The organism is Limnoraphis robusta BA-68 BA1, from assembly GCF_034932365.1.
Taxonomy (GTDB): Bacteria; Cyanobacteriota; Cyanobacteriia; order Cyanobacteriales; family Microcoleaceae; genus Capilliphycus; species Capilliphycus robustus.
This window is the reverse complement of the sequence record NZ_JAYGHR010000007.1, coordinates 1-20,650: the sequence shown is the minus strand read 5'-3', so window position 1 is coordinate 20,650 and position 20,650 is coordinate 1. Positions and strand designations below refer to the sequence as shown.

Below are 20,650 nucleotides of genomic sequence, written 5' to 3'. Positions count from 1 at the left end.
GATCGAACCCAAATTGTTGACAACAATACAAATAGACATCCATTGATCACCGCTCAATTACACCCAAATCCATATGATTACCGTAGCACTTCCCAAAGGCGCATTATTAGAAGATAGCATTCGACTGTTACAAGAAGTCGGATTAGATTTTAGCGCATTTCTCGATTCTAGTAACCGACAATTGCAAATTGATGACCCGACTCATACTGCTAAAGCTTTGCTGGTTAGGGCGCAAGATGTTCCGGTTTATGTTGAATATGGTCAAGCTCAGTTGGGAATTGTCGGCTATGATGTTTTGCGAGAGAAAAAATCTCAAGTGGCTTGTTTAGTTGACCTGAAATTTGGTAAATGTCGGATGTCGGTTGCTGTTAAAGAATCGAGTCCTTTTCGCAGTCCGGTTGAGTTACCGCTTCATAGTCGAGTTGCTTCTAAGTTTGTTCATTGTGCGAGTGAATATTTCGAGAGTTTAGATCTTCCTGTGGAGATTATACCGCTTTATGGTTCAGTTGAACTCGGGCCGATTACCGGAATGTCGGAAGCCATTGTTGATTTAGTCTCTACAGGTCGCACGTTAAAACAAAATGGTTTAATTGAAATAGAGGTTTTGTTTGAAAGTACCGCTCAGTTAATTGTTCATCCCTTGAGTTATCGGGTGAATACAGGCGGATTAAAAACGTTAGTTGAAAAAGTCCGATCGCAAATCTTAGCCCCTGTGTAAAATGAACCGATTATTTTTCTAAAAACAACCGTTAAAGACGACCGTTTACACTGAAATATTCAAGATCTGACGGTCGTCCCATTCAAATATTATTGCTCGGCTTCTCCCAAGATTAGGCTGACTGGGTTAAAAAGTTTTAACGGAAGTTTACCTACAAAATTTATTCAAAATATCTATCTATTAGCGCTTGCAAAAATTACCCTTATTCTATCATCCTGTGCTACTTAAAATCAAGATTAAATTAAGATTAATTCCTGAAAACGGAAATTTTTAGCTAAAAATGCTACATTAAGAAGACTTCACCGATTCAATGAACACTCAATATCAGACTTTTTTGAATGACTACCCTATTTAAAGCAAACAAAACCCGCCCAAATCAACCTGAACAGGACACAGACTGGAAACTCCTATTACGCTTGAGTGAATACGCCAAACGCAGCAAGGGAACACTCGCTGTCTCTATGATTTTATTAGTTCCCCTCTCTATCTCTACCGCTATTCAACCCATCCTCATCGGACAAACAATTTCACTCATTCGGGGTGAACCGACTTACGAATTTCTCGATGCAATGTCGCAGTCTGAGGGATTAAATTTTCTCGCTTTGTTATTGTTGATCACTATCCTAATACGCTTCCTTTTACAAGCGGTACAAGGTTACTTAGTACAGAAAGTTGGACAAAAAATCACAGCCGATATTCGGAATGATTTATTTCATCATGTTACCTCATTAGCTGTCCGTTTTTTTGACCGTACACCTGTCGGCAAATTAATTACTCGTCTCACCAGTGATGTTGATGCTTTAGGGGATGTTTTCTCAACCGGAGCCATTGGTATTATTAGTGATGTTTTCTCCATAGGCGTGATTGCTATCACTATGTTTACCCTACAATGGAAACTCGCATTAATGCTAGTTTTGTCGATTTTTCCCGTAACAGCAGTCATTATTTACTTTCAACAACAATATCGCATCGCTAACTATAAAACCCGAGAAGAACTCTCTAATCTTAACTCAAAATTGCAAGAAAATTTAACCGGAATCAACGTTGTTCAAATCTTTCGACGGGAACAATTTAATGCAGATCTGTTTCGTTCAAACAACAATCGTTATATCAAAGCTGTTGATAAAACAATCTTCTATGACTCAGCCGTATCCGCGACATTAGAATGGATTTCCCTGGTTGCGATTGGTGCAGTTTTGTGGTTAGGTGGACAACAACTTATCGGAGGAAGTCTAACTTTTGGTGTGCTTTCTTCCTTCATTCTCTTTGCTCAACGTTTATTCGATCCCTTGCGACAATTTGCCGAAAAATTTACGGCAATTCAAGCCGGATTTACAGCCATTGAACGGATTAATAATCTCCTGAGTGAATCCGTCGAAATTCTCGATCCCTCAGCCGAAAATATTCAATCTTTTACATCAAGTTCAAGAAAATTGACGGGTCAAATTAAATTTGAAAAGGTTTATTTTGCCTACAAAGACGATGATTATGTTTTAAAAAATATTGACTTTACCATTAATCCCGGTGAAAAAGTCGCCTTAGTCGGGCCAACAGGCGCCGGAAAAAGTTCAATGATTCGTTTACTTTGTCGCTTGTATGAACCCAAGCAAGGACGAATTTTAGTTGATGGAATAGACATTAAAAATTTACGTCAAGCTGAACTTCGTCGTCATATTGGGGTGATTTTGCAAGATGGTTTTATCTTCGCAGGAGATGTCAAAAGTAACATTTCTTTGGGTGAAACCTATTCAATGGATGAAATTAGAACCGCAGCCGAAAAAACCAATATCGCCTCCTTTATTGAAAAATTACCCCAAGGTTATGATACCGAACTTCGAGAACGAGGAACTAACCTTTCAAGTGGTCAAAAACAGTTACTCGCTTTTGCCAGAGTCGCCATTCGCAACCCGAAAATATTAGTTCTCGATGAAGCCACAGCCAACTTAGATGTGATGACAGAAGCGTTAATTCAAGAAGCCTTAGAAAGATTGCTCGAAAACCGCACCGCTATCATTATCGCTCACCGTCTTTCCACGATTAAAAATGTAGACAAAATTTTGGTGATGAAAAAAGGTAAATTAGTCGAATTTGGCAGTCACGAAGAATTAATTGAACAAAATGGCGTATACGCTCGTTTGTACAAGTTACAAATGTTAGGAAGTTAGGATAACATTTGCTATTTTTTCCCTAAACTGTCATAATAATACTGTTGAGATAAAAACACCCCATGAGAGGACTTTGGCTGGAAAACAAACAACTGCAATTTCGCGATAATATTCCCGTGCCTCAACTGCCAAAAGATGAGGTGAGAGTGCGGGTTTTAAAAGCGGGAATTTGCAATACAGATTTAGAATTAATTCGCGGTTACTACCCTTACACGGGCATTTTAGGTCACGAATTTGTAGGAATTATTGAACAAGGGCCAGAAGAATTCATCAATCAACGAGTCGTCGGCGAAATTAACGCCAGTTGTGGAGAATGTTGGTTTTGTAAAACAGGACAACCCACGCACTGTGAAAATCGCACGGTTTTAGGCATTGTGAACCGTAATGGTGCCTTTGCTGATTATCTCACCTTACCCTTAAAAAACCTGCATTTAGTCCCCGAAAATGTTCCCACAGATGCGGCGACATTTACCGAACCCGTAGCGGCTGCGTTGGAAATTCAGCAACAAATATCTATCCAACCCACTGACAGAGTTTTAGTCGTCGGAGATGGAAAATTAGGACAATTAATTGCTCAAACTTTAGCCTTAACAGGTTGTGATTTATTAGCCGTTGGTCGTCATCGGGAGAAGTTAGAAAACTTAGAAAAACGAGGAATAAAAACCGGGTTTTCTGATGTAGTCAAGCCCAAATCTTTTGATATTGCAGTTGAATGTACGGGAAACCCAAGCGGCTTTGAACTCGCCCATCAAGCCTTACGTCCTCGGGGAATTTTAGTCTTAAAAAGTACCTATGCTGGAAAGTTAACCTTTGATGCGTCGGCGTTAGTTGTCGATGAAATTACTTTGATAGGTTCCCGTTGTGGCCCCTTTGCGCCTGCGTTAGAATTACTAGCTGAAAATAAAATTGATGTAGAGTCACTCATTCAAGCCCGTTATCCCCTTAGTGAAGGCTTGGAAGCGTTCAACCATGCTCAACAAAAAGGCGTAATGAAGGTATTATTAGAGATGAGTTAACCCTGTATTTCGCTGTCAATAGAACTTTGAATGGGTAGAGTAATGATAAATTCGGTTCCCTCTCCGCCTGAAGAATGAACCTGAATTTTTCCTTGATGTTTTTCAATAATTTTATAAGAAATAGCCAAACCTAAACCTGTTCCTTTTCCGACGGGTTTAGTGGTAAAAAACGGATCAAATAGTTTTCCTAAAATCTCCGGTGGAATTCCGCCGCCATTATCAGAAATTCTAATCAACACTTGCTCATATTGGCTTTCTGTGACAATCAAAATTTTTTTATGAACTTGATCTTCTCGCTCCAATAACGCATCAATTGCATTACTGAGAATATTCATAAATACTTGATTGATTTGAGCTGGATGACAAGCAACATCAGGAATATTACCATACTTTCTAACGACTTCAACTTGAGAAGTTAAACGATGATTTAAAAGTAACAATGTACTCTCTAATCCTTCATGCAAATCACAAGCTTTAACCTGAGCTTCATCTAAGCGAGAAAAATTGCGTAAAGACAGAACAATTTCACAAATTCTATCGGTTCCTATTCGCATCGATTGTAATAACTTCGGGAAATCTTTGCTAATAAAATCGATATCACTTTCTTCAATATAACTAATGAGTTCTGGGGGAAGATAAGAACAATGTTGTCGAAAAATATCGATGATTGTTAATAATTCCTCCACGTAGGATTCAATCGGACTCAAATTCCCCTGAATAAAACCAATTGGATTGTTGATTTCATGGGCAATTCCCGCTACCATTTGACCCAAACTCGACATTTTTTCAGTTTGAATCAAGTGAGTTTGAGCTTCCTTTAATTCACGAGTATACTGTTCAACCCATTCAATTAATTGATTGATAGAAACCGCCAATAAACTCACCTCATCGCTACTGTTAATCGGCACTCGTAAATCAAAGTCTTCTGTCTTTGTTACCCTTTGTGCAACTTCAGTCACTTTTTGAATAGGACGAGCAATCGTTCGAGCGGTATAATAGGCTAAAATTGTCGCAATTACAACTGAAAGTAATAAACTGCCTAATATGACTAAAGTTCTAAATCGATCTGCTTTTACTAATGCTTGTTCGGCTTGTTCGATTTGTTTTTCTGAGGCTTCGATGAGGATTTTGAGTTCATTAGAATAGCGACTAAACTTAACAGCAGGCGGACTATTCAAAAAGCGATTAATTTGTCGTTCAGTGCGGGAAAGATCAGCTTGTTCCCATTTGTCGGGAGCCAGTAAACTTAGAATCATTCGCTGACGTTGAGCGTAGTCATCTACTACCTGTTCATAGACTTGTAGAAAAGGCTGCATTGACGTCATCGTATCCGATGGGGTTGTCTCTTTAAGTTTATAAAGTAGGGTTTGAACTTGCTTGATTCGAGCCTCAAAATCCGCTTCCGCCTTGCGAAATTGACGCTCATCCTGTAAAATAGGAAGAAATTCTTTTTCCGGTCTAAACTCAATCGCTATGAGTTGCAATTTGGCTAACAATGAACCTTGAATCCGAGCCGTTCTCAGTTGTTCTTTTGCCGTTTGATGGTAGTGATTCCCCAATCCTAAACCGACTAATACTCCTAGCACGGCAATTCCCAGAGAAATCCCATAGCCCCCGTAAATTTTGTTAACAATGCTCGTTTGTTTTAATCGATTCCAAAACGGTTTACTCTGACGGGTTTTAGATGCTGTGATATTATCCATAAAGTGAGTGCGGATTTTTGCAGAGCCAACAACACAGACGTCAAAAAAAATCGGGAAAACTCAGACGGTGAGAACATCCGACTTCCCCAAGAACTAAGAGACTGAGTAACATCCAACGGCTGTTTAAATTTTAATTGTAGAAGTTAACCCTGGAAAATCCAAATCAGAGGGTTTCTAAACGGTGAGTTTAAGAAAAAAGGTGAGGAGCTTGTTCTAACTAGAGATAAACTCTCTAAAATTACATTCGACCAATCAGATAAAAGTCAGCAATTTAGTTCAAAAATACCGAACCAGTCCCCGTAATATTCAGGGATTTAGTATCCAGAAAGAAACTTCCTGTCGGTTCAAAGCGAACTTCAAGTACACCCGGTTCCACAGCCTTGGGAACAACCAACAACAGTCCACCATCCTGACGACGGTAAGTTAGATTAAGCGGAATGGGTAATCCTTGAAGTTCGACCTGGGATCTTTGGCCCAAAGTTCGTTCTCCAGTTCCCTCGATCACTTGATAGGTTACAATCGCATCCGAGACGTTAATCAGTCTCATCGTTACAGACTGACGACCATTCAACGAAAGAATCGCACTGGGTTCAGGAAATCGAGGCGGCGGTTCAGAAGTTCGAGGTTGCTCTCCTTGGGGTTCATCTTGTAGCCGTTGGGTTGGAGTCGCCGCAGGTGCCGCAGGTGTGGCTTGTGCTTCTTCTTCCTCTTCCTCAGACACGGCAGGTTTACCCGCAGGTTCAACAACCGCAGGTTTTCCTTGTCGTACAGGTGGCCCACCCGCTTGAGCGATCGCGCTAAACCCGATTAACAGACTGCCACACAACAGACCCCAAAATTGGGCGGAACTTTGAGAAGACCGATTGAATCGAATCATTTAGATATGCTCCCCTTGTAATCTGAATCAACAAAAATCAGATGAGATGTTATCCAGTTTAAAGATATCAGCTTACTCGCTTGGATGCTGCTTGAGTAGAGATATCAAAAATTCAGCTTTTGGGTTGTTTCTACTGAGCCTCTTGAGAAGCTATCCTGGGAAAAGAAAACGATCAACAGACCCGTTGCAATTGTTATCTCCATTATGAAACTTCTAAAACTCCCCCGTATTCTGACTTTAACATTCTCCATTTTGCTGGCTTCTGTGGTAGCGATCGCACAGGCGTTGCTGGGTTCTCAACAGTCCCCTCGCTTGATCGCTCAATTCATCCCCAGCCCCAACTCCACATCGGTTGAACCTCAGAAGTTATTAACTCCCTCTGTCAGTCTGAACCAGATGTCCGGTGAGTTGAGTCAATATTGGATGAATTCGACAAATTCCAACCTCAACCCCTTGATCACTCAAACCGACTCTCACACAGACAACAACACCTTCTCCGGTTGTAGCTGTCCTCAGTGTCAGGGAGTTAGCGTGTAGTTTTTACCGTTACCCGCGTTGTAGGGGTAATTCATGAATTACCCTTACCCGTTATCAATATTCACTGATAACTGGTCACTGATAACTGTAAACTGATAACTGGTCACTGATAACTGTAAACTGTCATTCCCCCCGATGAACAGGTAAAATAACAGTAACGGTCGTTCCCTGGTTAACTTCACTATCAATCCGAATTTGACCCTGATGATTTTGAACAATCGCTTGAGCGATCGCCAGTCCCAGTCCCGATCCTTGATTGCGGCGATGACTGCGAGACGGATCAACCCGATAAAAGCGATCAAAAATCTGAGGTAAAGCTTCAGGGGGAATTCCCATTCCGGTATCGCTGACCAGAACTTGAAGTCGCTCAAATTGAGAACTCGGTTTTTCTCCAGATTCGGTTCCTTTACTCAGGGACAGACGCTTTCCTTTGGGAGTCCATTGCAGTTGAACCCTGACTTCACCCCCTTCTGGGGTATGTTGTATGGCATTATCCACTAAATTGGTAAACAAACGCACCAGTTGATCCCAATCCCCCGTCAAGGTAAAATAATCTTCTAAACTAGCAGAACGGTTAGAGCTGTCCGGATCAGACGTTTCAACTTCAGGCAGTGGCGGATCGACTAAATCCAGCTTCAGGCGAATTTTTTTAGCCAAAGCGATCGCATTTTGTTCTTCGACCACTTCCATCAACACCGCATCGAGGGGAACCGCAACAAACTGAGATTGCACAATTCCGCTATCACTACGGGCGAGAAACAGCAAATCATCCACCAAACGCCCTAAACGACGGGTTAAACGTTCGATCACTTGCAGTTGTTGACGTTCATTCGGGTTGAGATCCGGTTCGGCTAAACTCACCTGAACGTTGGTTTGAATAGTGGCGATCGGACTACGCAGTTCGTGAGACGCATCTGCGGTAAACTGTTTTAAGCGTTGATAGGATTCTCTCACCGGAGCGATCGCCAAACCCGACAAAAACCAACCCATCCCCCCTGCTGAGATAATCGCCGCGATCGCACCCAGCGTCAAATCAATCATTAACTGATGAGTCGGTTTTGTCACTTCAAACCAAGGATGACTAATTCGCAGATATCCCAACACCTGACGACCAATTTCAATGCGATCGGTGACTTGTCGGAGTAAAATAGTCTCAGCTTGAGTCGGCTTAGGGATATGAACTGTTTCCCCACTACGATTGAAATGAAGGGGAAGATTTAACGGTTCTGACAGGGTAGACCATAATAACTCCCCGGTTGGGCTAAACCATTCAATATCGATCCGATCATCATCTGTGGCGTGAGCATTGTTGCGGAAACTGGCTTCAATATTGACCTGAAACTCACCGTAAGTTGACATTTCCCTTTCCGTTGGGAAAACCGATTCAATCACCAGCGATCGCTCAATCACTTCCACCACATGATTCAGCGTATCATCAATACGTTCAATCAAAGTATTGCGAAAATACAAAAAGAAGCCACAGACAAATAATAATAACAAAACGGCGGTAACACTGGTATACCAAATTGCCAAACGACGACGAGTTGCTTGAAACATTGATCTTGCACTCTTTCTAAAATCCTTGACAATCAAACGAAACTGAGTTGAGGTTTAAGCCCGAGGCGGAATTAATATTTCCGGATTTGGAAGAAAAAGCCTCGATCAGACATAATATGAGTGCTAACACAACAATCTTATCCTAAAACTCTCACGTCCAATGACTCTTAACCCTGGCGATCTAGCTCCTGAGTTTACATTACCGGATGCCCAAGGAAATGCGGTGAGTTTAAGTGATTTTCGCGGACAACCTCTAGTGTTGTATTTCTATCCCCGTGATCATACTCCCGGATGTACCAAAGAAGCTTGTGGTTTTCGCGATCTGTATGCTGAATACCGCTCTCAAAATATTGGGGTATTGGGTGTGAGTACAGATGATGCTAAATCTCATACAAAATTTACCACAAAACATCAGCTTCCCTTTCCCTTATTGTCTGACGAAGGGGGAAAAGTTGCTAGCCTTTATGGGAGTTATGGGTTAAAAAAGTTTATGGGTCGAGAGTTTATGGGTGTCTATCGTCATACATTTGTCATTGATGCAGACGGTAAGATTATGACGATTTATCGTAAAGTCAAGCCAGCCGATCATCCGGCGGAAGTTCTCAAACTGTTTACCCCAGATTAGAGGTTATAGGCATTGGTAGAATCTGTCAAACGGTTATGGCAGTTCGGACAAACCGTATTAGGGATTATCTTTCGTCATCCAGTCACAGGCGTGAGTATTGTCCCTATTTTGCCGAATGGCCAAATTATTCTGGTTCGACGTCGTGATAACGGCAAATGGGCTTTACCGGGAGGCATGGTAGACTGGGGCGAAGACATTCCCACCGCCATGAGACGGGAACTCGCCGAGGAAACTGGACTAGAATTAGTGAAAATCGGTCGCTTGGTTGGGGTTTATTCTGCACCTGATCGCGATTCGAGACTACATTCAATCTGTATTTTAGTTGAAGCTGAAGTTCAAGGTACAATTCAAATTTTAGATCAACTAGAAATTAGTGAAGTCAAAGCCTTTAGTCGTGAGTCAATACCCAAAGATAACCTTAGCCATGACTATGATCGCCAAATACAAGATTACTTGGAAGGTCGCACCACATTAGCGTAACCTGATCAGATGATCTCTTTTTGAATCCTACTCAGTTTATCCTAATTTACATCGATTTGAAAGTTTGCTAAAAATGAACAAAACTTAGCAACCCGACTAGAGGAGAGAAAGAGTTAGAGGAGAAAAGACAACCCGATTAATTCTAGGGATGCTTTATTCCTCTAGCTTCTCATAATTTTTTCGGTTATAAACACCAACAGACGGATTGAAATTTCCTGTTCATTAAACTGATTAAATGAAATTGTAGCGATGTTTGAACAGATTCATCATTCTCGTGTCAAATTGTCTCAGGGTCAAATGTTCTGGCGTGAAATGGGTCAATCAGGTCTTAACCTTGTATTCTTACATGGAGCGTGGCATGATGGCAGTCAATGGTTGCCTGTCTTTGAGTATTTGTGTGGCGAATATCGTTGTTTTGCACCAGATTTATTCGGCTGCGGGGAATCAGATTCTCCCAATATTCATTACTCTATTGATTTAATTGTAGACAGTTTAGCTGAATATCTAAACATCCTGAAGTTAGACGATGTTTGTTTAGTGGGTCACTCTTTGGGGGGGTGGATAGCGGCTAGTTTTGCCCTGAAATATCCCGAACGAGTCAGGCGTTTAGTGCTGATTTCTCCTGAAGGTGTAAAGGCGAGTTATCAAGAAGGACGTTGGCGTTGGCGGCGCTGGTTAGCTCATCGGCCGGCTCCATTATACTTGCTTTTAAAACTGATTTATCCGTTTGCCAAATTGGTAGGACAGGGGAAAAAAGTCAAACAAACTCTACAACATCGACAACAAATGCTGAATTTTGTGGGTGCTTCTCGACTTCTATTTAAGCGACGTTGGGCGGAGTATCGCTCAGAATTGCTCGATGAACGTTTATCTGTATTGAGAGCGCCTGCCCTAATTTTACAAGGAACTCACGACCAACCCATTTCATTATCGATGAGTGAATCTTATTCTGTTCTCGCACCAATGGCAAATTTACAGGTTGTCAAACCGGGCGGTGAGAATTTACCCCAAGAACTTCCCGATGTGGTGGCACAATATATTCGAGAATTTATTGCAGGTTATCTCAATTTAGTTTAGCTCGAATAGGCAACAGTGAACAGTCTAGGGGCGGGTTTCAGCAAGGTTTATATCTTCCCACAAACAACATTAATCAACCCGCTCTAACAGGGAACAGAAAGGGGTTTGAGCGCCTGTTAATCGTTCTTAACACAGAGCTGTTTATTTAATTGATCTCTAGGTACTTAAAAATTGAGTTACACCCTGATCCATTCTCACGCTAAGTTGAGCAACTCCTGACCTTTAAGTTTGTATCGAGTGGTCGAGTTGATCAACAAAATAGGGGATCAGTAACTTAGTTGACAATTTATGGTACAACACGGTACTATCTGTAAGATAACAGAATACATCTATGCAACGAGCCTTCAAGACCCAACTCAAACTTAATAACCGTCAAAAAACCTTAATGGCTAAACACGCGGGATATTCTAGATGGGTCTGGAATTGGGCATTAGCGATGTGGAATGAAGCTTACAAACAGGGTTTAAAACCTTCTGCGAATAAGCTAAAAAAGTTCTACACCAATCACATTAAGCCAAACTATCCCTGGCAGTCAACGCTAAGTTCTAGAGTTTATCAATTTGCTTTCATGCACTTAGGGGAAGCTTTCAGTCGCTTTTTTCAAGGCATTGCCAAACATCCTAAGTTCAAGAAAAAAGGCAGAAATGATAGCTTTACGATTGATAATTGTGGCCAAGTAATGAGGTTTTCAGGGAGGAGATTGAAGCTTCCTTTTATTGGATGGGTTAACACTTACGAACCCCTTCCCGAAATTCAGACTAAACGAGTTACAATTAGTCGAGTCGCCGATTCTTGGTATATCTCTGTAGCCTACGAATTTGAGCCAGAACCGACTGTAAAATCAAGAGTTTATCTGGGTGTTGATGTTGGAGTTAAGGCATTGGCGACCTGTTCAGATGGTACTGTTTTTGTTAACCCAGCAGCCCACAAAAAAGCTCAAAAAAATCTGGCAAAACTTCAGCGCGAACTCTCTAGAAAACAGAAGGGTTCAAATAACAGGAATAAAGCTAGACTGAAACTCGCAAAAGCATATCAAAGAGTGGCTAACATCCGAAAAGATACAATTCATAAATTGACCTCATGGCTATGCAAAAACCACGCAGTCATCGGGTTAGAAGACTTGAATGTTTCTGGGATGATGAAAAATCATAAATTAGCGGGTGCTATTGCCGATTCTGCTCTTTATGAAATTCGCCGCCAAGTCGAGTATAAGTCCGAGTGGTACGGCTCAGTAGTAGTTTTTGCTGACAGATTTTATCCGTCAACTAAAACCTGTTCAAGTTGCGGTCACATTCAAGAAATGCCACTCAAAGAACGGGTTTTCAATTGTCAGGTTTGCAGTGTAAGTATTGACCGTGATTTGAATGCGAGTCTGAATTTATTACATTATGCCGAGGGCTTCTCGGTAAAAAGCCTGTCTGACCGGGTACTGCCGACAGTCCGGGGTGATGCAGGAAGTAAACGTTAACACGGTTTGTACCGCGTTATATCAGTTTTATAAAGCAGATAGCTGAGGTTGATTGTTGGGCAAGGCAAGTAGGGAAAGGTTAGAGTGAAGGGGGGTAGATTTAATCTGATGTTCTCTGGATGTATCCTCTACTATTCTCTAGTGCCAAAGATTTTTGATGCTTTGGACGCGCATCTAACATTGATTATTTGTTGCAAAACTACTACTGGAAACTTCTCGCTATGACCTCAACTGCATCTAAGATTCCGGTTTCGGTTCTCATTCCTGCCAAAAACGAAGAGGAAAACCTGCCTGCTTGTTTGGCGAGTGTTGCTAGAGCTGATGAAATCTTTGTGGTAGACTCTCAAAGTGAAGATCGCACTGTTGAAATTTCCGAAAGTCACGGTGCAAAAGTCATACAATTTTATTTTAACGGAAATTGGCCGAAAAAGAAAAATTGGTCCTTAGAAAATCTTCCCTTTCGTCATGAATGGGTGTTAATTGTAGACTGTGACGAACGAATTCCTTCTGAACTTTGGGATGAAATCGCGATGGTGATTCAAAATCCCGAATATTGCGGTTATTATCTGAATCGGCGGGTTTTCTTTTTAGGCGCTTGGATTCGTCACGGGGGCAAATATCCCGACTGGAACCTGCGTTTATTTAAGTACAAACAGGGTCGCTATGAAAACCTCAAAACCGAAGGGGTTCGCAATACCGGAGATAACGAAGTTCACGAACACGTTGTAATGTCTGGTTCCCAGAAAGTTGGCTATCTAAAAAATGATATGCTCCATGAAGACTTTCGTGATATGTTCCACTGGATTGCTCGACACAACCGTTATTCTAACTGGGAAGCTCGCGTCTATTATAACATTTTAACCGGACAAGATGAAAGCGATACGATTGGTGCGAATTTGTTTGGAGATGCGGTTCAACGCAAGCGATTCTTGAAAAAAGTTTGGGTGAGACTTCCGTTTAAACCCTTTCTTAGATTTGTCTTATTTTATATCCTGAGACTGGGTTTTTTAGATGGTCGAGCTGGTTATATTTATGGTCGTTTACTCAGTCAATATGAATATCAAATCGGCGTAAAATTGTATGAATTGCGGACATTTGGGGGTCATTTAAACGTCAGTAAACCATCTGCTGAACAATCAAATTCTGTTCCCTCGGTTCCGCAAGCTGTACAGAAATAGTTACCTGTAGAGGCGTTCCCAACAACGTCTCTGCACTGAATAATTGATTTATGAGAGACACTCAACAAACAAAATCCTGGGTTGATTTACGTCAATATGACCAATCAGATTTTGACAGAGGAAGACCCGGTTGGTTTATCTTATTTTGGTGGTTTGTTCAAGCGGTTACTTTTCCCCTAACCTTGCATTCTTTGAGTGGAATTCGCTGTTGGATATTAAGACAATTTGGTGCTAAAATAGGGAAAGGGGTTCTGATCCGTCCGACCGCTCGTATTACCTATCCCTGGAAAGTAACAATAGGCAATTATAGCTGGATTGGGGATGATGTTGTACTTTATAGTTTAGATGAGATTAATATTGGTCAACACTGCGTAATTTCCCAAAAAAGTTATCTTTGTACCGGAAGTCACGAGATTACAGACCCCACGTTTGGGCTGAAAACCGCTCCCATTACCGTAGAAGATGGGGCTTGGGTGGCAGCAGACTGTTTTGTTGGCCCCAGCGTCGTGATTGGTTCAAACGCTGTTATAGCCGCTCGTAGTAGTGTTTTTAGCGATATGCCCCCTGGTCAAGTCTGTATGGGAACCCCTTGTCGTCCTCGTTATGCCCGTCAAGTTGAGGTCAAAAGGGATTGGGAAGCCCAGAAAGAACCCTAAGTTAAAGTTTTTAAAGTTGATCAAAAATAAGAAGTGATCATTTTCTGAACAAAATTAGATTTCAATGAAATTTCTCATAGTCTATCAAAAGATATACACAATGGGAAATATTTTTGTCTATTTAGATAGATGTAAATCAAGTTTTCCTCCAATACATTAGTAGTAACAACTGCTAAAAAGGCGTTGAAATAAATTACTAAAATTCCCATGAGGGAGGAAAGCAAGCAAATGGCTTTAAGACCAAGAAATAAAAGAGCAGTCGGTATTTTTCCGGGTCGCCGAGAAACAGAAAGCGCCCTGACCGAATTAAGAGAAAATAACTTTCCAATGAATCAAGTCTCCGTAATTGCGCGAGACTCCGATAGACCCGACAAAATTGGAGAAACAGAAGTTCGTGATCATGTTGGCAACAAAGCCGACGACGGCGCGACAACCGGGGCGCTAACCGGCGGGGCGTTAGGCGGTCTAACCGGTTTATTAGTCGGTCTAGGGGCATTAGCCATCCCAGGAATCGGGCCAATTATGCTAGCGGGTGAAATTGCCACCGCCATTGCAACAACCCTCGCCGGAACAGCCATCGGAGCGGCTACAGGCGGATTAATTGGCGCACTGATTGGTTTAGGAGTCCCCGAAGAAGAAGCCAAAACCTATAACGAACGAGTCTCTCTGGGAAATTACCTCGTGATCATTGACGGGACTGAGGATGAAATTCATCGCGCCGAAACCTTGTTACACCGTCGCGGGATTGAAAATTGGGGTGTGTTTGACATTCCTGCCTCTGAAACTCGTCCGAGAACCGATGATAATCTGTATTATCAGCGTGCAATTGGTGTGTTTCCCCATCGGCGTGATGCAGAGACAGCCCTCGATGAACTGATCAAGATGGGTTTTCCCCCCAACCAAGTCTATGTAGTCGCGCGGGACTACGACCATCACCCCAACCGTCATAATTTTACCGTTCATAATCGCTTTGATAACGGATTTTTTGGATTTCTGGGCGATCGCAACCGTTTCTTCCAAGATCGCTTTGAGCGAGGCGAACATCTGGTAATCGTTGAAGGAACTCCCGAAGAACTCCACAGTGCAGAAACCTTACTAAACCGTCGAGGAATTCAAGAATGGGTGATGTTTAAACGCGCAGAAGGCGAGCAGAAATACATTCCTGTTGCTCCGACAGTCAACCGAAACGATTTAGTATTCGCCCATCACAAGCATGGAATTGGTCACTTTTCCAACCGTCGCGAGGTTGAATACGCCTTAACCGAACTCAAAAATGCAGATTTCCCGATGAATCAGGTTTCCGTCGTTGCTCACGACTCCAGCCCGATGGAGCGGCTTCCGGGAGTTAACCGCATGGAGCGGGTGGATAATTATGCCAGTTTAGGGGTTTTTGAGGATCGAGCCAAGCGTTATCATGATCACGTTAGCCAAGGTCACTATTTAGTGATTGTCAACGGTACTGAGAATGACATTCGTCGAGTTCAACCGATTCTCCAGACTCAAGGAATTCAACAGTTTGAAATCTATGATTCGACAGCCGTGAATCGACCCTTAAAAAATATTGAGCCTGAACGGGCTGAGGTTATTAATCGCGATCCCAAAGTCAAGATTGTTGACAATCGCGATCGCAAATTTTAGACAATAACAGGGAGCAATGATCGTTCGGAAAACCGTAAATACAAGGCAAGATTGCTGCTTAGAACTCCCTGATGTGTTTTCGGTTTTTTGACCTTTATTTCTCATATAAATTTAAAAAAGACCATGAAAAAATTAACTTCTTTTTTGTTAGGTAGTGTTCTGCTCTTAGGTGCGGTTGGTTGTGGTGATAATGCGAAAACCAGTGCAGATGCACCGAATACCGTTGAACAGCCTCCCGAAGTTCCCACCGCAGAACAGGTACAAGACGCTCAAGAAGACGCTCAAAGTGAAGTTCGTAGAGAACAGCTCAATTCTGATATTCGAGCCAGAGAAGAGCGTAATAATGCCTTTAATGACGGGGCTGCTGAAAACCGAGATAGTGATGATATTGCTAGCGAAGTTCGCAGTAAATTAGAAGCCAATTTACCGGCGAGTCAGTTAGTCGTTGAAGCCGAAAATGCAACCATTAAAGTATCAGGAACCGTTCCCACTCAAGAACAACTTGATCGAGTTGAACCTTTAGCATTAGAAATTAAAGGGGTTGAGTCTGTTGATAATCAGGCGGTTGTTGCTCCGGCTCAACCCGAGGAAGATAACGACAACACGCAGAACTAAGGCTGATTCTATAACAAAGAAAAACCACGCTAGACACCGAGACACAAAGAGGAACAAACTTCTGTTTCCCACAATCTTTGTGTCTTTGTGTCTTCGTGGTATTAATTATATTAATACCGTTAGCGATAACCCGAAAAAAGTTATAGCGCTACGCGCAGCTCATGTGGCAAAAGGCAAAAGGCAAAAGTCAGACTAGAAAAGATTTTCAGCTTCTTAAAAAGTTTGGCGGGACGGAAACCGACACCGCCAACTTTTCGCTTTTACTAATGTCCTAACCGTGTCGGCGTAGTGCTATACTATTCATTCATTGTTTTGTACGTTGAAACGGCTGAAGGTGAACTGCGGTTTAGATAACGGAAAATCCAATATTTAAAAACGGCATCAAGAATCACAGGAAAGGTTGCAATAAACAGAAAGTTAAAATCTCGATTTTCCGGGAGTCCAAAATGTCGAGAGATGCTTTCGAGAATGACTTCCCATCCATGAGGAGAGTGAAATCCAACGAACATATCAGTTAACAAGATAATAATAAAAGCTTTCGCACTATCACTTAAACCATAGATGAGATCGCCTAAAAATGATTTGAGAATTTCTACATCTCTTTTGTTGGTATAAATAATAATTCCAAAGGTTATAATCGATAATAAATCTGCGAATACATTTTTAATCGCGCCTGTTCCGAGGGAGCGATACTCCTCAGCAATTTCTAGGGCTTTTTCTTGAACCTTTTCTTCGATTTGTTCAGGTTCTAGCAGGGGCGTTAAACCAATCAGATGATCAAATTCTAGTCGTTCTTTATAACGATGTAACTCCATAAAAGCTTCTTCTTCAAAATCCATATTCAAAAAAATTTGTGTATTTTCTTCGGGAGTAATAAGAGCATCTACAATCGGCCCAACTACAAAATTCTTCGCCAGTTGTTGAGTCAAAAGGGGAACTAAAATGAGCAGTAAAATAAATCTAACTGAAATAATGGTTTTAACTTTAGATTTGCGATAATTTTTAATAACTTCTTCTTCAGATTCTGGATTTAACTCGCGCTGAATTCGGCCAATCGTTCGCAGGAGAGAGCGAGGTAAAAAACTCATTTCTGAACCTGTTTTGAGTTCTTCAGGTAAAGACTTTTTCTCAGAATTGTAGGAATTTGAAAAGTTCCTTGAATCGGAATCCCGATTGAGAATAGGAGCATTTTCTTCATCTGAAGGAACGGTAGATTCAGACTTAGAGTTGTTTTTAACAGCAACTAAAGAAATCGATTCAACAGGTTGATTGAAAGGTTGACTTTTCGGCTTCTGGGGAAAATACCGACTCATAACCGTATCAATACAATCTAATTTTTGACAAACCTGAGAAACATAACTCATTTGAGTCAAATCATCATCAGCCGAAAAATGCCTGGAGGTTGATCCATTCAGATTCCGAAACGCTAAAGATTCAGACAGATCGATAACCGAACGACTGGTATTAAACTCAGCCAAACGAGTTTGAATAATGGTTAAACATCTTTTTAGCTCAGAATTAAAATAAGACCAGACGCGATCGCTATATTCCGCCGAATCTTTCGTAATTTTTCCACCCTGAAAATGCTCATTTTCAATCGCCTTGATCCTTAAAGCGGCATCATAGGCTTGTTCTAAAGCCCGGTCTGGTGTATTTTTAAACCAGCGATTGGCACCACGCAATGCTTGTCTAATTTGAGTCCAAGTCGAGGTCTTCATCATAAATGTAGGGAATGTTGAGTCGAGGGAGAACGTGCTAATGTGTTGGGTATCTTAACAAATTTATTCGTAGAATTGTGGCTGCTTTGTCTGTGTGGATAACAGGAGGAACTCGCAGTGGGAAAACCACCCGCTTGATTGAGCAGTTTTATGATTGGAGTATCAACCACCCGAACCGTGATCCCATCAAATCATCTTTACCCCTCAATTCATTTCCCAGGTCGCCGCAACGAACACAACCTCAGAGAGCGACCACATTAATATTAGCCGCCAACAGCGATAACCGACTAGATCTCGTGGATCGCATCTGGAAAACCCGCCCCGGACAATATGCGTTTCACTCAACAACACCGTTGGGTTTATTTGAGGATGAAGTCACCTTATTCTGGCCGTTACTGGTGCAGTCGTTAAACCTCAAAGCCCAATTTCCGGTTAGACTACGCCCCGAAACCGAACAGGAACTTGCAACCTCTCTTTGGAGTCAAGAACTCGAAGCAGGCCTACTCGCCCGAGCAGGAATCAGCCGCGATCGGATCGTGCGTCAAACCCTCGATCTGATGCAACTGGCGGCGATGAGCGGTCAATCTGTCGAAGAAATTCCTCGAATTTTAGCACAGGGATTTGATTCGTCAGAGGAATCCGATTCGCTGTATTCCTGTATGGGTCAGTTGCTGGTGCGTTGGCGAAATTGGTGTCTGGATCGGGGATTTCTCACCTACAGCATTGTTACAGAACTCTACTGGAATTTGTTGAGTCATCCCACCTATCAACAACACCTGATTCGTCGCTATCAGATGGTTTTTGCTGATGATCTCGATGAATATCCCGCCATCATGCGCCATCTGTTTGAGTTTCTCTTAGAAAGCGGAAAAATGGGAGCATTTACCTTTAACCCCACCGGATCAATTCGCTTAGGTTTGGGTGCCGATCCGAACGATTTGGCTAAGTTACAACATCGTTGTCGCATCGAAGCCTTAGACTTGCCATCAGGTCTAGCCCCCCAGCTTATAGAACCGATGATCAACGGCGTGATCGACAGTAGTATCGGACTGGCTGAACTCTCAATCGCTTTATCGGATGTTTGTTCCATTAAAACCCAGTCTCGGGCTGATTTACTCCGACGCACCGCCGAAGTGATCATTGATGTCGTCAAAACCCAACAGGTTCAACCCCAAGAGATCGCCGTTATCGGGCCAGGTTTAGATGCGATCGCTCGGTATACCCTACGAGAAATTTTGAGCCATGAGGGAATCGCTGTTGAGTCGCTACAAGAACAACGTCCCCTGTTGAGTTCTCCTTTGGTGCGATCGCTACTCACCCTGATCGCCCTGATTTATCCCGGTAATGGCCGTTTGGTAGAACGAGAAGCGATCGCCGAAATGTTAGTGGTTTTGAGCCGTGTAGAGACGCGCACAGGTGGCTCTAATGAGACGGAAGAGTTGACACCCCAAAGCTTATTTACCATTGACCCTGTAAGAGCGGGTTTACTGGCTGATTACTGTTTCCGTCCTCATCCCCAAGATCCAACGTTGCTAGAAGTGACAGCCTTTCCCCGTTGGGATCGATTGGGATATCAAGCCACTCAAACCTACAATCAGATTTTGCAGTGGATCGAGCAACAACGTCAACAATACCAACAACGCCTCATTCTAAACCCCGTTTCGCTAATTGATCGCGCTATTCAACGATTTTTTCTCTCTACCCAGTCCCTACCTTCGGATCAATTAGCGGTTTTGCGAGAGTTGATGGAAACGGCGATGCACTACTGGGAAGTAGACAGACGACTCCATCAAAGCCTTACATCAGAGGCGAATAGCGAAGCAGTGGGTTCGTTTATTCAACTGTTGCGACGGGGGGTTGTCAGTGCGAACCCCTACCCGGTGAAGTCGGTGATTTCTAAGCGGGCTGTTACTCTGGCGACGATTTTCCAATATCGCGCCAACCGTCAGTCCCATCGTTGTCATTTTTGGCTGGATGTGGCGTCGCCGTTGTGGCTAAGTGGGGGAGCGAGTAGCCTGTGGGGTTCCCCTTTATTTTTGCGAGAATGGCTTGGAAACCCTTGGACAGCCGAAGATCAGATGAAAGCAGATGATCTTCGATTGCGTCGGATTCTGCTAGATTTATTGAGTCGAGTTAGCGATCGCTTGTACTTGTGTCATAGTGAACTTGCCGTTAATGGTCAAGAACAACTCGGCCCCCTTTTACCTCTGATTCATGCTTGTGTAACATCAATCTAGTTGATGCTTTCATAGACTGAATGGGGAATACTGGAGACCATGTAAGAATTGAGGATTGTCGGTCAGCTTCTCCCGTTAAATCGAAGATTATAACGGGAGCTTGCGGAGAAACACTGGACTCCAAGCAGTGAGCAAGCTGAATAGCCCACTGAGTTCTTTGACGTTACACACTTCCTTGTGCCACACCAGCAAGGATTCCCTGTTTGACCCAACCAGTTGTTGGGAATCGCGGCAAAGAATGGGCGAGGTGTAGTTGGGAATCCAACAAGTACAGTTAACTGGATTATCTCCAATGTTTAACAAGCGTCTACCCGTTCTCAATCCCGATGGCTCACCAGCGATGCCTACCAAAGCATCTAGGGCAAGGCGTTGGGTTAGAGATGGC

Annotated in this window: 18 protein-coding genes; 13 read left to right on the top strand and 5 right to left on the bottom strand. The window is 42.5% G+C overall.

Going from position 1 to position 20,650, the window contains the following annotated elements; genetic code table 11:
• The first annotated feature begins 73 nt into the window (after positions 1-73).
• The 3 genes from hisG (at position 74) to VB836_RS05175 (ending at position 3,899) form a co-directional block, all read left to right on the top strand.
• A complete protein-coding gene (gene hisG, locus VB836_RS05185) occupies positions 74-718 on the top strand; it encodes an ATP phosphoribosyltransferase (RefSeq protein ID WP_046277990.1) in 645 nt (214 codons plus the stop codon).
• Between the two features lie 338 nt (positions 719-1,056).
• On the top strand, positions 1,057-2,883 hold the full coding sequence (locus tag VB836_RS05180) for an ABC transporter ATP-binding protein (RefSeq protein WP_323218325.1): 1,827 nt from the start codon (positions 1,057-1,059) through the stop codon (positions 2,881-2,883).
• A gap of 62 nt (positions 2,884-2,945) precedes the next feature.
• Entirely contained in the window at positions 2,946-3,899 is a 954-nt protein-coding gene (locus VB836_RS05175; protein WP_323218324.1) for an MDR/zinc-dependent alcohol dehydrogenase-like family protein, read from the top strand.
• On the opposite strand, the gene VB836_RS05170 is transcribed toward VB836_RS05175, so the two are convergent.
• Both VB836_RS05170 and VB836_RS05165 read right to left on the bottom strand, forming a co-directional pair.
• A complete protein-coding gene (locus tag VB836_RS05170) occupies positions 3,896-5,602 on the bottom strand; it encodes a sensor histidine kinase (RefSeq protein ID WP_323218322.1) in 1,707 nt (568 codons plus the stop codon). The two genes, VB836_RS05175 and VB836_RS05170, sit on opposite strands and share 4 nt — an antisense overlap.
• A 271-nt stretch (positions 5,603-5,873) precedes the next feature.
• On the bottom strand, positions 5,874-6,479 hold the full coding sequence (locus VB836_RS05165) for a hypothetical protein (RefSeq protein WP_323218321.1): 606 nt from the start codon (positions 6,477-6,479) through the stop codon (positions 5,874-5,876).
• Between the two features lie 204 nt (positions 6,480-6,683).
• On the opposite strand from VB836_RS05165, the gene VB836_RS05160 reads away from it, so the two are divergent.
• Positions 6,684-7,016 (top strand): hypothetical protein, encoded by a 333-nt coding sequence (locus VB836_RS05160; protein ID WP_323218320.1) that lies wholly within the window; start codon positions 6,684-6,686, stop codon positions 7,014-7,016.
• 123 nt (positions 7,017-7,139) lie between these two features.
• On the opposite strand, the gene VB836_RS05155 is transcribed toward VB836_RS05160, so the two are convergent.
• Positions 7,140-8,573, bottom strand: coding sequence for a sensor histidine kinase (locus tag VB836_RS05155; RefSeq protein WP_323218319.1), 1,434 nt, complete (start codon positions 8,571-8,573; stop codon positions 7,140-7,142).
• A 160-nt stretch (positions 8,574-8,733) separates the two neighbouring features.
• Between VB836_RS05155 and bcp the strand changes: the two genes are divergently transcribed.
• The 8 genes from bcp to VB836_RS05115 all read left to right on the top strand — a co-directional run bounded on the left by bcp (position 8,734) and on the right by VB836_RS05115 (position 16,310).
• A complete protein-coding gene (gene bcp, locus VB836_RS05150) occupies positions 8,734-9,198 on the top strand; it encodes a thioredoxin-dependent thiol peroxidase (RefSeq protein ID WP_323218318.1) in 465 nt (154 codons plus the stop codon).
• Positions 9,199-9,210: 12 nt separating this feature from the next.
• Positions 9,211-9,678, top strand: coding sequence for an NUDIX hydrolase (locus tag VB836_RS05145; protein ID WP_046277266.1), 468 nt, complete (start codon positions 9,211-9,213; stop codon positions 9,676-9,678).
• A gap of 249 nt (positions 9,679-9,927) precedes the next feature.
• The gene (locus VB836_RS05140; RefSeq protein WP_323218317.1) at positions 9,928-10,755 is read left to right on the top strand and encodes an alpha/beta hydrolase; all 828 of its coding nucleotides are present in this window, start codon (positions 9,928-9,930) and stop codon (positions 10,753-10,755) included.
• 331 nt (positions 10,756-11,086) lie between these two features.
• A complete protein-coding gene (locus VB836_RS05135; RefSeq protein ID WP_323218316.1) occupies positions 11,087-12,223 on the top strand; it encodes an RNA-guided endonuclease InsQ/TnpB family protein in 1,137 nt (378 codons plus the stop codon).
• Between the two features lie 221 nt (positions 12,224-12,444).
• Positions 12,445-13,401, top strand: a complete 957-nt coding sequence (locus tag VB836_RS05130; protein ID WP_046280756.1) for a glycosyltransferase family 2 protein — start codon at positions 12,445-12,447, stop codon at positions 13,399-13,401.
• Positions 13,402-13,451: 50 nt separating this feature from the next.
• Complete coding sequence (gene hpsU, locus VB836_RS05125) at positions 13,452-14,057, top strand: hormogonium polysaccharide biosynthesis acetyltransferase HpsU (RefSeq protein ID WP_323218315.1); 606 nt, start codon at positions 13,452-13,454, stop codon at positions 14,055-14,057.
• A gap of 228 nt (positions 14,058-14,285) precedes the next feature.
• Entirely contained in the window at positions 14,286-15,695 is a 1,410-nt protein-coding gene (locus VB836_RS05120; protein ID WP_323218314.1) for a hypothetical protein, read from the top strand.
• Positions 15,696-15,818: 123 nt separating this feature from the next.
• On the top strand, positions 15,819-16,310 hold the full coding sequence (locus VB836_RS05115) for a BON domain-containing protein (RefSeq protein WP_323218313.1): 492 nt from the start codon (positions 15,819-15,821) through the stop codon (positions 16,308-16,310).
• Positions 16,311-16,606: 296 nt separating this feature from the next.
• Here VB836_RS05115 and VB836_RS05110 read toward each other — a convergent pair whose 3' ends face one another.
• A complete protein-coding gene (locus VB836_RS05110; RefSeq protein ID WP_323218416.1) occupies positions 16,607-18,028 on the bottom strand; it encodes a proton extrusion protein PcxA in 1,422 nt (473 codons plus the stop codon).
• Positions 18,029-18,105: 77 nt separating this feature from the next.
• On the opposite strand from VB836_RS05110, the gene VB836_RS05105 reads away from it, so the two are divergent.
• A complete protein-coding gene (locus VB836_RS05105; protein WP_323218312.1) occupies positions 18,106-20,265 on the top strand; it encodes a recombinase family protein in 2,160 nt (719 codons plus the stop codon).
• 87 nt (positions 20,266-20,352) lie between these two features.
• On the opposite strand, the gene VB836_RS05100 is transcribed toward VB836_RS05105, so the two are convergent.
• The coding region (locus VB836_RS05100; protein WP_323218311.1) for a hypothetical protein at positions 20,353-20,650 on the bottom strand (298 nt) is incomplete at its 5' end.

Coding starts and splice junctions, on each gene's coding strand:
- VB836_RS05175 (WP_323218324.1), top strand. CDS start 2,946: ATGAGAGGACTTTGGCTGGAAAACAAACAACTGCAATTTCGCGATAAT.
- VB836_RS05120 (WP_323218314.1), top strand. CDS start 14,286: ATGGCTTTAAGACCAAGAAATAAAAGAGCAGTCGGTATTTTTCCGGGT.
- VB836_RS05110 (WP_323218416.1), bottom strand. CDS start 18,028: ATGAAGACCTCGACTTGGACTCAAATTAGACAAGCATTGCGTGGTGCC.
- VB836_RS05115 (WP_323218313.1), top strand. CDS start 15,819: ATGAAAAAATTAACTTCTTTTTTGTTAGGTAGTGTTCTGCTCTTAGGT.
- VB836_RS05160 (WP_323218320.1), top strand. CDS start 6,684: ATGAAACTTCTAAAACTCCCCCGTATTCTGACTTTAACATTCTCCATT.
- VB836_RS05155 (WP_323218319.1), bottom strand. CDS start 8,573: ATGTTTCAAGCAACTCGTCGTCGTTTGGCAATTTGGTATACCAGTGTT.
- hisG (WP_046277990.1), top strand. CDS start 74: ATGATTACCGTAGCACTTCCCAAAGGCGCATTATTAGAAGATAGCATT.
- VB836_RS05135 (WP_323218316.1), top strand. CDS start 11,087: ATGCAACGAGCCTTCAAGACCCAACTCAAACTTAATAACCGTCAAAAA.
- VB836_RS05140 (WP_323218317.1), top strand. CDS start 9,928: ATGTTTGAACAGATTCATCATTCTCGTGTCAAATTGTCTCAGGGTCAA.
- bcp (WP_323218318.1), top strand. CDS start 8,734: ATGACTCTTAACCCTGGCGATCTAGCTCCTGAGTTTACATTACCGGAT.
- VB836_RS05170 (WP_323218322.1), bottom strand. CDS start 5,602: ATGGATAATATCACAGCATCTAAAACCCGTCAGAGTAAACCGTTTTGG.
- VB836_RS05180 (WP_323218325.1), top strand. CDS start 1,057: ATGACTACCCTATTTAAAGCAAACAAAACCCGCCCAAATCAACCTGAA.
- VB836_RS05130 (WP_046280756.1), top strand. CDS start 12,445: ATGACCTCAACTGCATCTAAGATTCCGGTTTCGGTTCTCATTCCTGCC.
- hpsU (WP_323218315.1), top strand. CDS start 13,452: ATGAGAGACACTCAACAAACAAAATCCTGGGTTGATTTACGTCAATAT.
- VB836_RS05165 (WP_323218321.1), bottom strand. CDS start 6,479: ATGATTCGATTCAATCGGTCTTCTCAAAGTTCCGCCCAATTTTGGGGT.